Below are 14819 nucleotides of genomic sequence, written 5' to 3'. Positions count from 1 at the left end.
GCAATTCCTTTCGTTTTGCGGGTGCAAAGGTACAACCTTTTTTTGAACCCACCAAATATTTGAGCGACTTTTTTTGAAAAAAGTTATCTATGAAAGTGGGTTCCACCCCTGTGCTTTCAACTCAAACTCCTGATTATCACGGGTTACGAGCACTTTTCCGAATTTGGCGTCTGTGATGTGTCCAATCAGCTTGATTCCCTCTATTTGCTCGATTTTCTCATGATCGCCTATGGGAACAGTGAATAACAACTCATAATCCTCGCCTCCGTTAAGTGCGCAAGTTGTGACGTTCATATTCAGTTCTTCGGCCATTACAGCGGTTTGATAATCGATGGGGATGTTCTTTTCGAAGATACGGCAGCCCACACCAGACTGTTTGCAGATGTGAAGCAATTCCGATGATAAACCATCGCTGATGTCCATCATAGCGGTAGGCTTGATGCCTGCTTCACGCAACTTCTCTATGATGTCACCACGCGCCTCCGTCTGTAGCTGGCGCTGAAGCAGATACTCTTTACCACTGAAGTCGGGCTGGAAGTGTGACAGCTCTTCCAAGGCACGCTTGTCGTTCTTCTTACGTGCTTCCTCCACCTGCTGGTAGTATACGCTCTTTTCGCGCTCCAGCAGTTGTAGTCCCATATAAGCAGCGCCCAAGTCGCCGCTGACACATACCAGATCAGTGTCTTTAGCGCCGTTACGATACACGATATCTTCCTTACGGGCCTCACCGATGCAGGTAATGCTGATGGCCAGTCCGGTATAAGAAGATGTGGTGTCGCCACCAACGATGTCTACGTTCCATTTGTCGCAGGCCAGTCGGAGTCCACTGTAAAACTCCTCCATGTCCTCTACGGTGAAACGCTTGCTGAGGGCCAGGGATACTGTCAGCTGACGAGGTGTACCGTTCATGGCAAACACATCGCTGATGTTCACCATGGCCGACTTATAGCCCAGATGCTTCAGGTCTATGTAAGTCAGGTCGAAGTGTACTCCCTCCATCAGCAGGTCGGTGGTGATGAGTACTTCCTTATCAGGATAGGAGAGCACGGCACAGTCGTCACCTACACCATACTTTGTGCTCTCGTTTTTGATTTCTATGTCTTTTGTAAGTCGGTCAATCAAACCGAATTCTCCCAGTTTTGCTATATCCATGCTTAGTTACGTTTTATCATTTCTCTCATAATCTCTGTCATCAGTGGCTGTGCCATGTTAGCAGCCTCCTGTACTTCCTCATGACTCACCTCAACAGGGTCGTCAAAGCCTCCCAGATCGGTAATCACCGAAACACCGAAAGTCTTGATGCCGCAGTGATGAGCAACAATTACCTCGGGGACAGTCGACATGCCTACGGCATCTCCGCCCAATATGCGATACATCTTATATTCTGCAGGTGTCTCGAAGGTCGGACCCTGTACGCCAACATAAACACCATGCTGAACCTTGATACCCTTTTCGCGGGCTATCTCATCTGCTATGGCCACCAGCTTCTGGTCGTAGGTCTCGTGCATATCGGGGAAGCGCGGACCTGTTGGGAAGTTCTTGCCGCGAAGCGGGTGCTCTGGGAAGAAGTTGATATGGTCGGTGATAATCATCAGGTCGCCGATTTTGAATTCTGGGTTCATGCCACCAGCTGCGTTCGATACAAAGAGCGTCTTGATGCCCAGCTCATACATTACACGAACAGGGAATGTCACTTCCTTCATCGAGTAGCCCTCATAGAAGTGAAAGCGTCCCTGCATGGCCAGTATGTCTACATCACCTAACTTTCCGAAGATCAGCTTACCGGAGTGACCTTCTACAGTGGAAACGGGGAAATTGGGAATATCAGAGTAGGAGTACTCTGTCTTATCAGTGATTTCTGAAGCTAATTGTCCGAGGCCTGTCCCCAGTATGATTGCTGTCTTTGGATTTGTTGTCATCCTTGCCTTTAGCCAGGATGCTGTTTCTTGAATTCTTTCGTACATAACCTAAAATGTTTTTATTGAACACCTTCTCCTGATCCTGCATCAGGGTGATGTGAATGGGAAGAACGTATAGGCTCTTGCGCACTTCTTCGCTGAGTCCTTCAATCTGAGTAAGTCGTGTTGCGTCTTTCTCCGTCGTAACAATCATCTTTGGCTCAGGCAGGGAGTTGAAGGTGTCGTTGATTCGTGTCACGTCCTTAGATTTGAATTGATGATGATCGCTGAAACTGAGCGGTGTCAGGTTTGCAACGATAGGTGTCAGGTCGTGTTCCATCTGTTCAGGCGAAGCAATGCCTGTCAGGAGGAGAACGTTCTTGCCGGCCAGATAGTCGATGCTCTTTGGTGCTGTCTGATGGTCGGCCGCCTCAGGGAACAGCGCACGAGGTGTGTCATATTCGTGGGTAGAGAAATAGAGTTGCTGATAGGGATAGAGGCTCAGTGCCTTGGTGATGACACGAAACTCCATCGGCTTCAGGTCTCGCGGACATTTCGTCACGATCACGATATCGGCTCTGTCCTTGCTTCTTATCGGCTCACGTAGTCTGCCTACAGGCAACAGCTCATCATAGATGAAGAGTCTGTGATAGTCTGTCAGCAGGATGTTAATGCCAGGCTTTACGTATCGATGCTGGAAGGCATCGTCGAGCAGAATGACATCAATGTCTTTCTTCGCCGCTCCTGCAGTGAGTCTTTCAATACCACGCGTACGCTTCTTATCGACAGCCACCGTAATCTCAGGGAACTTCTGCTTCATCTGATAAGGCTCATCGCCGATCTTCTGCATGGGTGTGTCCTCCTGAGCTACTAGGAACCCTCGGCTCTTCCTCTTATAGCCTCGGCTGAGTACGGCCACGTTCATCTTGCCTTTCAGCAGTCTGATGAGATATTCCACATGTGGTGTCTTGCCAGTGCCACCCACCGTGATGTTGCCTATAGATATAATAGGTATACTATAGGACTGACTCTTCAAGACACCCATCTCAAAGAGCATGTTCCTGAAGCCTACGCCTATGCCATAGAGCCACCCCAGGGGTAATAGCTTTTTATTGATATTGATGAAATCGCCTTCCATCCCGTATTTACTTTACACGGATATCTTCGAGCATACGAGCCTGAATAACGCTACCGTCTTTCACAGTCTGGCGGATCTCCATCAGAGGTTCGTAGAGGTCGCCAAGCAGTACCTGTAGCTCCTGGCGCAACTTGCTGTCAAGATAGCTGCCCTTCTCTTCAGAAGACATGAACTGATCCAGCCAACTGCCTTTTGTGGGATAGGCAGACGTGTAGTATTCATCCAGTTTGGCCAGTTCGGCAGCCTTCTTCACGGCGTCACCCAAACTGCCGATCTTGTCTACAAGCTTGATCTTTACAGCATCGGTAGCCAGCCAGACGCGGCCCTGTCCGATTGAGTCAACCTCGGCAGGCTTCAGTCCGCGACCTTCCGATACGATGTTCAGGAAGTTCTGGTAACCACGATCTATGTAAGTCTGCAACTGTTTCATCTCTTCAGCGTTATCCTTGCTAAGTATGAGGTTGGTCTCGTAGTCAGTAAACTTGTTGGTGGTCACGCCGTCGAAGGTCACACCCAGTTTGTCTGTTACCAGGCCGCTGAAGTTAGGAATAAGACCGAAGATACCGATGCTACCGGTGATGGTGGTCGGTTCTGCAATGATGTAGTTGGCCGATGAACTGATCCAGTAACCACCGGAAGCAGCTGCACCACCCATCGATACAACCACAGGTTTCTTGGCCTTCAGCAGCTTGATGGCATGGCGGATCTGCTCAGAAGCTACAGCACTACCGCCGCCGGAGTTTACACGGAACACCACCGCCTTCACGTCGTCATCGTCTGCCAGTTTGCGCAGATCCTCTGCAGTGGACTTACCTACGATGCTGTGGCCAGAGCCCGACAGCAGATCCATGGCGTCGCTGTCAACGATGTTGCCATATGCGTAGTAGATAGCAATCTTCTCGCCATCCATCTTGTTTTTTGTCTTCACGTTCAGCATGTCTGCCAGACTCAGCTGGTTGACGTCGTCATCCTCGTCGAGCTTCAGACGGCCCTTGATCTCTGCCTTGATATCTTCAGGGAACAGCACCTTGTCGATGAGTTTGGCTTTCACGTAGTCGTCTGTGTTTAAAAGAGCCACGATGCTCTCGTCTGCCAGTTTGTTCAGCTGCTCAGGTGTCACCTTGCGACTCTCGGCGATATCCTTCAGCCAGTACTGCCAGATGCCGTTATATAATACGGTGCGCTGTTCGCGGTCGTACTCGCTCATGCCCGTCAGGGTGTTGCTCTCCACGTAGCTCTTGTACTTTCCTACTTTGGCCACCTGATACTTGATGCCCAGCTTGTCGAAGAGCCCTTTATAGTATTCGCTCTTGCCGCCGAGTCCCTTGAAGTCAATGGCACCCTCGGCGTTTAGGTAAATCTTGTCTGCCACAGAAGCAACATAGTAGGCTCCTTGCAGATATTGGTCGGCATAGGCCACGATCCACTTACCGCTCTTCTTGAAGTCTTTCAGAGCGTCGCGCAACTGCTGAGCAGTGGCAGGCGAATCGAAGGAGGCCACACCACCTTCCAGATATATACCTTTAATATTATCGTTGTTCTTGGCTTTCTTAATACATGATTTCAGGTCGTCAAGGCCCATGGCGCTCATGTCTCCCATATTCAGAAATGCGTCAAGAGGCGAACCGCTTTCAGCCCGCTCGTTGACAGTCCCGTCCAGTTTGATTACGAAGACAGAGTTGTCCTTTACCTTGGTCGATGCTGAATCGCTGGCAATCATGCCAACCAGTGAGATCACGAGAAATAGTCCAGATACCACCAGGAAGATGGCAATACCACATATTGTGGCCAGAGTCATTTTAAAAAACTGCTTCATAATTAGTTGTTGGTTTACGTAAACTGTGGGCAAAGATAGTGTAAAAAGAGCGAATAACCAAAGTAAAAAGCGAAAAATTTGGTATTTATCCTGTTTTTCTGTATCTTTGCACCCCAAACTAATCACTTAAGCAATGAAAAATAGAATCTTATTGTTTGTGCTGATGCTGGCTGTTACGGCAGTCGCTTTTGGCAAACGCAAAGTCAAGGCTGTTGATTTATGGCCTGACGGTACAGAGATTTCAGCATGGTTCTCTGATACGAGCAGGGTCGATCTCTCTGGGTTGAAACACTACGACGTTACAGCCTATGGTGTCGATCGCTATGCCGATGGTGTGCAGACTCAGCAGTTACAGGCTGTCATCGACCGTTGTGCTGCCGAGGGCGGTGGCGTGGTAGTCATTCCCCGTGGCACGTTCTTGAGTGGTTCACTGTTCTTCAAGCCTGGTACCCATCTGAAGATCGAGGAGGGTGGTGAACTGAAAGGCTCCGACCGCATCCGTGACTTCCAGATCGTGAAGACCCGTATGGAAGGTCAGACGCTCGACTACTTCGCAGCCTTGGTCAATGCCGATGGTGTCGACGGTTTTACAATCACAGGTCCTGGCACGATTAACGGTAACGGACAGAAATATTGGGAGGAGTTCTGGATCCGTCGTAAGTACAATCCCCAGTGCACCAACCTCGAGGCCATGCGCCCTCGAAACGTCTATATCTCCAACTCCAGGAATGTCACTGTTCAGGATGTGAAGATCATCAACTCTCCTTTCTGGACCAACCATCTCTATCGTTGCGAGAATGTACGCTATCTGGGCTGCTTCATCTTTGCGCCCACCGAGAACGTCACACCAGTAGATCCCCGTCGGGGAGGACCGAGTACGGATGCCATTGACCTCGACGTGTGCAAGAACGTGCTCATCCATGGCTGCTATATGCATGTCAACGACGACGCTGTGGTACTGAAAGGCGGCAAGGGCACCTGGGCCGACCAGAATCCCGATAATGGTCCCTGCTCCAACATCATCATCGAGGATTGTACCTATGGTAAGGTGCATGGCTGCCTGACGCTGGGCTCTGAGAGTCTTTTCGATCATAACATCATCCTGCGCCGCATCGATGTGAAGGCCGCCAGCCGTGTGCTTTGGCTGAAGATGCGCCCCGACACTCCCCAGCACTATGAGTATGTCCGTGTCGAGGATATCAAGGGACAGTGTGGCTCGTTTCTTGTGGTTCGCCCCTGGACGCAGTTCTTCAAACCCGAGCAGCGCGACGACATGCCCCTGTCGCAGTGCAATAATATATACATCAGGAACATTCAGATGAAGACCAGGAACTTCTTCGATGTAGGTACCTCCGACAAGTACCGCCTGGTCGACTTCTCATTTGAGGACGTGGATGTGACCGACGAGAAAGATGCCTTCGACAAGACCATGATAGAGCGTTCTGTGGTTAAGAATGTCACGATCAATGGCACAAGTCGCTGACAAGTTGGCACAACCATAAGAGTTGGCACGGTTTTGGCTGAGAATATGGCGAGATGGTCGTAAGACTGTCTCGCCATATATATTAATAAGGTATAAACATTAAAATATTTCAAGATTATGAACATCAAACCATTAGCAGACCGCGTGTTGGTATTGCCAGCACCTGCAGAAGAGAAAGTTGGCGGCATTATTATTCCTGATACCGCAAAGGAAAAGCCCCTACATGGAACAATCAAGGCCGTAGGCCAGGGCACCAAGGATGAGGCTATGGTCCTCAAGGAGGGTGATGAGGTTCTTTATGGCAAGTATTCTGGCACCGAGCTCGAGTTCGAGGGCACAAAATACCTTATGATGCGTCAGTCTGACGTTTTAGCAGTCATCGAAAAATAAAGTTTAATCGGAGACAAGGAGACAGGGAGTTCAAGGAGTTCAAGACAAATGTCTGCAACTTCCTGTCTATGGAAAAAGGTAATGTCCTGAACTCCGTGAACTCCTTGTATCCTTGTTTACAAAATAAATAAATACAAAATTATGGCAAAGGATATCAAATTCAATATTGACGCCCGCGACGCTATGAAGCAGGGCGTTGACCAGTTGGCTAACGCAGTAAAGGTAACACTCGGTCCTAAGGGTCGTAACGTAGTTATCGAGAAGAAGTTCGGTGCTCCTCAGATCACCAAGGACGGTGTGACCGTAGCAAAGGAGATCGAGCTCGAGGATAAGTTCGAGAACACAGGTGCTCAGCTCGTTAAGAGCGTAGCTTCAAAGACTGGCGACGACGCTGGTGACGGTACAACAACTGCTACCATCCTGGCTCAGGCTATCGTATCAGAGGGTCTGAAGAACGTTACCGCCGGTGCCAATCCCATGGACCTGAAGCGTGGTATCGACAAGGCTGTGAAGGCCGTTACTGAGCACATCGCTAAGAGCGCTGAGCAGGTTGGCGACAACTACGATAAGATCGAGCAGGTTGCTACCGTATCAGCCAACAACGATAAGGAGATTGGTGAACTGCTGGCCGAGGCTATGCGCAAGGTTTCTAAGGATGGTGTCATCACCATCGAGGAGAGCAAGAGCCGCGACACACACATCGGTGTTGTCGAGGGTATGCAGTTCGACCGTGGTTACCTCTCAGCTTACTTCATCACCGATAGCGAGAAGATGGAGTGCGTGATGGAGAACCCGTACATCCTGATCTACGATAAGAAGATCTCAAACATCAAGGACTTCCTGCCTATCCTGCAGCCTGCTGCTGAGAGCGGACGCCCCTTGCTGGTTATTGCCGAGGATGTTGACTCTGAGGCTCTGACCACACTCGTAGTAAACCGTCTGCGTGGTGGTCTGAAGATCTGTGCTGTCAAGGCTCCTGGCTTCGGCGACCGTCGTAAGGCAATGCTTGAGGATATCGCTGTTCTCACCGGTGGTGTAGTTATCAGCGAGGAGAAGGGTCTGAAGCTTGAGCAGGCTACCCTCGAGATGCTGGGTACTTGCGACAAGGTAACTGTTTCTAAGGACAACACCACTATCGTTAACGGTGCTGGCGACAAGCAGGGCATTCAGGATCGTATCGCTCAGATCAAGAAGGAGATCGAGAACACCACTTCATCATACGATAAGGAGAAGCTGCAGGAGCGTCTGGCCAAGCTGGCTGGTGGCGTAGCAGTACTCTACGTAGGTGCTAACTCAGAGGTTGAGATGAAGGAGAAGAAGGATCGTGTAGACGATGCACTTTGCGCTACCCGTGCTGCCATCGAGGAAGGTGTTGTAGCTGGTGGCGGCACTACCTACATCCGCGCTCAGGAGGCTCTTGCCAACGTGAAGGGCGACAATGCCGACGAGCAGACTGGTGTAAACATCATCCGTCGCGCCATCGAGGAGCCTCTGCGCCAGATTGTCACCAACGCTGGTGGCGAGGGTGCCGTAGTTGTTCAGAAGGTTCGCGAGGGTAAGGGCGACTTCGGTTACAATGCCCGTCTCGACAAGTACGAGGATCTGCGCGAGGCAGGAGTTATCGATCCTGCCAAGGTTGCTCGTGTTGCTCTCGAGAACGCCGCTTCTATCGCAGGTATGTTCCTCACCACCGAGTGCCTCATCTGCGACAAGCCCGAGAAGGAGCCCGCTATGCCGATGGCAGGTGCCCCAGGCATGGGTGGCATGATGTAATCAATTGAGTATAATATGCACTTGGCGAAATGATATATTTTTGCTAAGCCAACATAACAAAAAGAGGGATGGATTTTCGAATTCATCCCTCTTTTTTAGTATTTTATAGACGAATAATGTTATTTTTACGCTTAAATGCTTGGCAGAATAAAAAAAGGTATTACCTTTGCAGCGTGGAAAGGAGTATATTCCTTTATCAAGATAGTATTAGAGACTTTTGAGTAAAAGATATTTTTTTGATTTGTTTTAGTAGATTAGTTTTTAAGTAGTTTGTTTTTTGGAAGCGGTTGTCGTGAGACAGTCGCTTTTTTAAGTCCCTTAACTGACCGGAATCTTGACAAAATAACCTCTCTTTAACTTTCTTTTGCGCTTTTTTCTTCTTGATTCACACATTTTTGCGTATATTTGCCCCCAAGTAAGGTAAATCTATCAGTTATGAACATGAAAACTAATATAACGATTATAGTGGCATTGCTGTTGTTTGGCGCTTGCACTTCCTACGAGGAAAGGCGGGCAGTGTCTCCCATGTCCATACAGCTGACGGCGTCTGTCGCCGCAGAGACGCTGTCGCCAGGCGATGCTACGGCCTGGAGCCGCGAGGCGTGGAAGGAGCTGACGAGCCGCCGCGCCACCCGAGGCCTTTACGAGACGGCCATTGCCAACGGCGAGAAAGTATATGTATGGGCCGATAAGGGCAGCGCTGGCACATACGCCTTTTTGAAGGCGTGGACGCTGACCTCTGACGGCAGCGGCGGTCTGACGGGCTCAACGAAGTATTACCCCAGCGACGGCGACGGACTCACCTTCCGTGCCGTTCATGGCAATTTCTCTACTGCTCCTACTGAGGGCACGGCCATCGGCACGCTGACGCATACCGTGCTGGCCGACCAGAGCGCCACGGGCAACTACGAGAAGTCCGACCTTCACTATGGTGAGGGCTCAGGCAGCTATGAGACCGTGGGCAGCGCGCCCCTGAACTTCACGCATAAGCTGTCGAAGATCGAGGTGAACCTTACGGCAGGCATCGGGCTGATTCCCAGCAACGTAACCAATGTCACGGTGAAGGTAAGGAATGTGAAGCCCTCCATCACCATCAACCCCTCTACTGGTGCCCTTGGCTCAGCCAGCGGCACGGCCACCACCATCACCGCCCGCCATACTGGCAATGGTGTCTTCGAGGCGGTCATTCCTCCACAGGCAGCACCGTCGGGCGTGCTTACAATCACCATGGGCAACGTCACGGTCACCGTTCCCAACACGGTGGCCACGTTCGCCGAGAACGCCAAGTACGTGTATAACGTAAAGTGCGACAACAAAGACAAGCGCCTGAATCCGCTTTGGTATGTGGCCGAGAATAACGTAAAGAGCTATAACACGAGCACAAAGGTCGTTACCTTAGAGACCAACCCCGCCGCAGCAGGCTCTGCTCAGTGTTATAACTGGTACGACGCTATGGGCTATTTCTCGAAAACAGGCGCCTCATACGATACTTATTGGGCTGGTGACATCACGGACGGCACCACAGGTTTTAAGTATCATTTGCCTTGTCGAAAGGAGTGGTTTAGTATAATACCTTCTGAGTCTAATGTATTCACTGCCGATTTCATGCCGTCGGGAGGTCTCGTATCTTCAGCTCAGACCTGTATCTTCGGCTACAGCGATGCGACCAAGACGACGGGTATTGCCGACTGGACGTATTGGAGCACCTATACTACAGCCAATGTACGTTATGCCCTCCGATATCTCGGTACCCCTTATTGTAGTGCATGGAAATATGAGTTCAACACATCTACTCATGTGATGACCATTACGGCCAAACTAATCGATTACTTGGACAAGAATGATGCAACGTTGGGCACAAAGCTTTCCACATATATGAACGATGCCTCTTTCTGGACATCTGTCAATGAAGATGAGGGAGCTCTGAAGCGCCAGTTCTATGCTGTCGGCTATAGGAATAATAGTAATAACGGAGGAACCGGCGCTGCCGATCACAGTATCGATATGTACGACAACTTCTGGTCGACTACGGAGACATCGGGTGAGAATGCTCGTGACCTGCTCTTCGGTAGTGGCTACCTGATTGTCAACAACGATACCAAGAGGTGGGGCTTATCCGTCCGTCTGTTCCGCAACGAAGGAGTTGGCGAGGCGCGTAATGCTGATCCTGGTGTGGATCTGTCAAGTAGTTCTATCCAACTTGGCTGGGTGATTGCCAATAATGCCAAGGCCTATCCTTATGGTGGTCTCGCTCGAGCTTATAATCACACGCCTGTAGCAGTAGTGACCTACAAAGGAACTGCTACAGCCAACGGCACTTACAAACACGGCTTGGCCTTGGCTATGTCGGATGCGGGCCGTATTGGTTGGAAAACGTCGAATACATCAGGTGGTCACTCATATAGGGCAACCACTGAGAACTTCTCTTCTGAGGATGGTTTATCATATAATTCATCACACAATAGCAGTACTTATCCCGCATTTTATGCAGCAATACGAAATAATGGAACTGCCGCTCCTTCCAGCACCACTGGCTGGTTCCTGGCTTCTGGTTACCAATGGAAGCAAATGATAAATGCTATGGGAGGATTTGATGCTTTGCGTACAAGTTTTGTAAAACATGGCGGAACAAATATAGATGAATATGATTATTGGGCAAGTACAGAGTATAACGATACACGAGCATGGTATTTTATCTTTGCTAGAGATCTTGTATCGAACTATGACAAGACTGCTGCCAACGCTGTGAGATCTGCTCTTGCTTTTTAATAGTGCATAAGGCCATGCCTTGGAGCATAATGGCCTGAAAATGTAGTAATTGTCAATAAAACATACATAAAAAAGCGCTTCTCGACTGGCTCATTCTAGGGCGGCGGGAGGCGCTTTTGGGGTTTCATTACGACTAACGATGGGTTTGTCGTAATGAAACTTGGGGTTTGTCGGTAGCAAACTTAGGGTTTATTCGGCGTAGAGTCTACCCTTTTTTGTGTAAAACAAGTTGTTTTATGCGCGCTCAAGTAGTCTCCACGGGGGGTGAAGATAGTCTTTTCGGGAACAAAACAAGTTGTTTTGTTCCGAAAGATGACGTCTGAACGAGGGCTGGAAATAAGGCTTGTTTGTAACGTTCATGTTCTCAATGACTTACGGAAACGGCTCAAAACTCGCGTGTTTGCGGACGAAGGGCGGCTTGCTCGTAAAGACACGATTCTCACGAGCCACTTTGTCGTGTTGTTTTACTCGTTCTGAGGTCTGGCAGTTAATAGAAATAACGGATATTATTTGGTTTTCTTCTCGTTTAATCGTACCTTTGCACCAAAACAAACACGATGAGAAAACGGATACTACTATACGCTATGCTTCTGAGTACGCTGGCTTCTGCGCAGAAGCAGAAAATAGGCGATTTTATTGAGTCGACGTCGTATAACCTCGACAAGATAGGGGTGGAGCGACGGCTGCAGTATGAGCCTCAGGGTAATGCCTTCTTCTGTGAGAACGGAACGAATCGTTTTACGAGGGCGCTTTATGGCAGTCATACAGACTGGCGGTTGGAAACCAGTGACCGTCCGGTATTCGCAGTCGTCAAGAAGGGGCATCACCGCAATATCCGTTTTGAGGTGAATGGCGTGCCACTTGATTCCGCGGCTATGTGCAGGGCCTGGTATCGTAATGGCATCCGTCATTACCTCGTTGGAGACAGACGTTGGAAGTGGACGCTGTATGTGATGGCTGTCGCATTGCCTCAAGAGGAAGGGGCTGTGTTTATGTTCTCCAAATCAGCGTCGTGTTCTGATTTGGAGGCAATAAGGGAAAGGCTCAGCATAAAAGTCCTGTCGGCCCCTATTGCCCAGCCTAAACTGCATCGTAACGGCGATATCGGGGCCGATCCTCCTGGCGTTTTTGAACCATTATCCGATGAGGTGACGGTTGATGCTGCCATCATGGGAAAAGAAGGGGATGTCGCGTTTGTTGTCGTTAAGCTCGACCAAGTCGTGGATATGCCTTTCCAGGAGGCGAATCAGTTGTTCTCTTCTTCTGTCTCATATTTTAAGGAACTGTCTGGCCGCATCCGGTTCCAGACGCCCGACCCCTTTATCAATACGCTTGGCGGAGCCCTAACGCTGGCGGCTGATGGCGACTGGGACGGACAGACGTGGCTGCACGGCTGCATAGGCTGGCGCATGCCGCTGGCAGGGTGGCGGGCAGGCTATCTGGGCGATGTGCTGGGGTGGAACGACAGGGCTGTGAGCCACTTCGACGCCTATGCCAAGAGTCAGGTGACGGAGGTAGAGCCCGTGATTCCCCATCCCTCGCAGGACACGACCATGAATCTTGCCAGAGCCGAGAAGAAGTGGGGCACGCAGATGTACTCGAACGGCTACATCTGTCGCAATCCTGAGCGCAACGACCAGATGCACCACTATGATATGAACCTGAACTACGTCGACGAGCTGCTGTGGCACTTCCAGTACGACGCCGACACTACCTATATGCGCAAGATGTGGCCTGTGCTGACATCGCATCTGGCATGGGAGAAGCGCAACTACGACCCTGACGGCGATCACCTCTACGATGCCTACTGCTGCATCTGGGCATCTGATGCCCTCTATTACAGCGGCGGCGCCGTGACGCACAGTTCGGCTTACAACTATCGCGGCAATAAGCTGGCGGCTCGTATCGCTGAGTTGCTCGGTGAGGACGCAGCGCCCTATCGCACAGAGGCCGAGGCTATCCTCAAGGCGATGAACGAACGCCTGTGGTTGCCCGAAAAAGGTGTGTGGGCAGAGTATCAGGACGCGATGGGACTGAAGCGTAAGCACGACCATCCTGCCGTGTGGAGCATCTATACGCCCATCGACTGCGGCGCCTGTACGCCTCAGCAGGCCTATGAGGCCACCCGTTATGTGGACAGGCATATCCCTCATATCGACGTAGAGGATACGGGCTATCAGACCATCTCGACGAGCGACTGGCTGCCCTATTCGTGGAGCATCAACAACGTGGCGGCTGCCGAGGTGATGCATACGGCGCTGGCCTATTTCGAGGCGGGAAGAGCCGAGGAGGGCTACCGTCTGATGAAGGCGAACGTGCTGGATCAGATGTATTACGGCGCCAGTCCCGGCAACTTCGGACAGATCAGCTATTACGACGCTGCCCGTGGAGAGTGCTATCGCGACTTCGGCGACTGCATCGGCATCAGCAGCCGTACGCTGTTGCAGGGGCTGTTCGGCATCATCCCTCAGGCGCTGGACGGGAAGTGCATCATCCGTCCGGGATTCCCTGCGGAGTGGGAGAACGCCAGTGTGAGGACACCTTATCTGGAATATAAATATACACGAAAGGACGATTGCGACGTTTATGAGATTACCCAGCATTTCCGTCAGCCGCTGAAGATTGTGCTGAGACAGAACCTTGGCGGTGGGGCGTATCGTGATGTCGAGGGTACGGACGAGGCGCATCAGCTGATTTCTGTACAGCGGACAACACAAAGGGACGGCGCTTCTGTGTCAGTGACAGACTCGGCAGAAGCGAGTAGCCCCTCCGTGCCGGGAGTGGCAGAGCCTGACCTGACGAAGGCGTTCCGCCAGGTGAAGATCGACAGGCGGTTTAATGCCGAGGTGGATGATATCTTCAAGAACGAATATCTGAGTCCGCGCCCGCAGTCGACGACGCTGCAGATTCCCAAGCAGGGCATTGGCGAATGGTGTCACCCACAACTGACGGCAGAGATTAACGACTCCGTGTTCCGTACGCTCATCAGAAAAGGCGTCTTTACTGTGGCAGGCGTTCCGTTCCGTACGCCGGCAGAGGGCGAAAACATCATCTATACCTCTCTTTGGGACAACTATCCCGACTCTGTGGTCATCCCTCTGAAGGGCAGGGCTAAGAGCGCTTACCTGCTGATGGCTGGGTCGACCAACCACATGCAGAGTCGCATAGACAACGGCGTGGTGACAGTAACCTATGCCGACGGCTCGACTGACACGCTGGCACTGAGGAATCCCGATAACTGGTGCCCCATAGAGCAGGACTACTATGCAGACGGCAAGGCCTTCAAGACGGCAGGCCTGCGCCCTTATCGCGTTTGCCTGTCAACAGGCGATGTGAGCCGTGACCTGGGTAAGGCGCTCGGCATTCAAGGTGTCTATGGGCGAGAGATACCCGGTGGGGCTGCACAGATGCTGCGCATGACACTGAACCCGGAGAAGAAACTGAAATCGCTCACCCTGCGCACACTCTCTAACGATGTGGTGATAGGATTGATGGCGATTACTTTGCAATAAGTTTGGAGGTCTCGTAAAAAAGTCGTAATTTTGCAGGCGA

General features: G+C 50.9%; 9 protein-coding genes. 5 read left to right on the top strand and 4 right to left on the bottom strand.

The window, feature by feature from the left end:
- Positions 1 to 87: 87 nt before the first annotated feature.
- From thiL to sppA, 4 genes are read right to left on the bottom strand one after another with little or no spacing between them, the layout of a single operon-like run.
- Positions 88 to 1152 (bottom strand): thiamine-phosphate kinase, encoded by a 1065-nt coding sequence (gene thiL / locus BMX82_RS03485; RefSeq protein WP_036913346.1) that lies wholly within the window; start codon positions 1150 to 1152, stop codon positions 88 to 90.
- Between the two features lie 2 nt (positions 1153 to 1154).
- On the bottom strand, positions 1155 to 1919 hold the full coding sequence (locus BMX82_RS03480; RefSeq protein ID WP_036913344.1) for a purine-nucleoside phosphorylase: 765 nt from the start codon (positions 1917 to 1919) through the stop codon (positions 1155 to 1157).
- Entirely contained in the window at positions 1849 to 3036 is a 1188-nt protein-coding gene (lpxK, locus tag BMX82_RS03475) for a tetraacyldisaccharide 4'-kinase (RefSeq protein WP_091766089.1), read from the bottom strand. The genes BMX82_RS03480 and lpxK overlap by 71 nt, the downstream gene beginning before the upstream one ends.
- Positions 3037 to 3043: 7 nt before the next feature.
- A complete protein-coding gene (sppA, locus tag BMX82_RS03470; protein WP_091766086.1) occupies positions 3044 to 4852 on the bottom strand; it encodes a signal peptide peptidase SppA in 1809 nt (602 codons plus the stop codon).
- Positions 4853 to 4985: 133 nt separating this feature from the next.
- Between sppA and BMX82_RS03465 the strand changes: the two genes are divergently transcribed.
- The 5 genes from BMX82_RS03465 (at position 4986) to BMX82_RS03445 (ending at position 14779) form a co-directional block, all read left to right on the top strand.
- Positions 4986 to 6335 (top strand): rhamnogalacturonidase, encoded by a 1350-nt coding sequence (locus BMX82_RS03465; protein ID WP_091766084.1) that lies wholly within the window; start codon positions 4986 to 4988, stop codon positions 6333 to 6335.
- Between the two features lie 117 nt (positions 6336 to 6452).
- Positions 6453 to 6725 carry a co-chaperone GroES gene (locus BMX82_RS03460; protein ID WP_036913332.1) on the top strand — a complete coding sequence of 91 codons (273 nt, stop codon included), beginning with the start codon at positions 6453 to 6455 and terminating at the stop codon, positions 6723 to 6725.
- A 141-nt stretch (positions 6726 to 6866) separates the two neighbouring features.
- Complete coding sequence (gene groL / locus BMX82_RS03455) at positions 6867 to 8498, top strand: chaperonin GroEL (RefSeq protein ID WP_091766081.1); 1632 nt, start codon at positions 6867 to 6869, stop codon at positions 8496 to 8498.
- Between the two features lie 441 nt (positions 8499 to 8939).
- Positions 8940 to 11267, top strand: coding sequence for a fimbrillin family protein (locus BMX82_RS03450; protein WP_177172001.1), 2328 nt, complete (start codon positions 8940 to 8942; stop codon positions 11265 to 11267).
- Positions 11268 to 11824: 557 nt separating this feature from the next.
- Complete coding sequence (locus BMX82_RS03445) at positions 11825 to 14779, top strand: DUF4450 domain-containing protein (protein ID WP_091766075.1); 2955 nt, start codon at positions 11825 to 11827, stop codon at positions 14777 to 14779.
- Positions 14780 to 14819 lie beyond the last annotated feature (40 nt).

It is taken from the genome of Prevotella sp. khp7, assembly GCF_900109055.1.
In the GTDB taxonomy this organism is placed as follows: domain Bacteria; phylum Bacteroidota; class Bacteroidia; order Bacteroidales; family Bacteroidaceae; genus Prevotella.
This window is presented reverse-complemented; position numbering and strand designations above follow the sequence as displayed.

What these genes read in the sequence shown, in the direction of transcription:
- lpxK (WP_091766089.1), bottom strand. Translation starts at nt 3,036, where the DNA reads ATGGAAGGCGATTTCATCAATATCAATAAAAAGCTATTACCCCTGGGG.
- sppA (WP_091766086.1), bottom strand. Translation starts at nt 4,852, where the DNA reads ATGAAGCAGTTTTTTAAAATGACTCTGGCCACAATATGTGGTATTGCC.
- BMX82_RS03450 (WP_177172001.1), top strand. Translation starts at nt 8,940, where the DNA reads ATGAAAACTAATATAACGATTATAGTGGCATTGCTGTTGTTTGGCGCT.
- groL (WP_091766081.1), top strand. Translation starts at nt 6,867, where the DNA reads ATGGCAAAGGATATCAAATTCAATATTGACGCCCGCGACGCTATGAAG.
- BMX82_RS03445 (WP_091766075.1), top strand. Translation starts at nt 11,825, where the DNA reads ATGAGAAAACGGATACTACTATACGCTATGCTTCTGAGTACGCTGGCT.
- BMX82_RS03465 (WP_091766084.1), top strand. Translation starts at nt 4,986, where the DNA reads ATGAAAAATAGAATCTTATTGTTTGTGCTGATGCTGGCTGTTACGGCA.
- thiL (WP_036913346.1), bottom strand. Translation starts at nt 1,152, where the DNA reads ATGGATATAGCAAAACTGGGAGAATTCGGTTTGATTGACCGACTTACA.
- BMX82_RS03480 (WP_036913344.1), bottom strand. Translation starts at nt 1,919, where the DNA reads ATGACAACAAATCCAAAGACAGCAATCATACTGGGGACAGGCCTCGGA.
- BMX82_RS03460 (WP_036913332.1), top strand. Translation starts at nt 6,453, where the DNA reads ATGAACATCAAACCATTAGCAGACCGCGTGTTGGTATTGCCAGCACCT.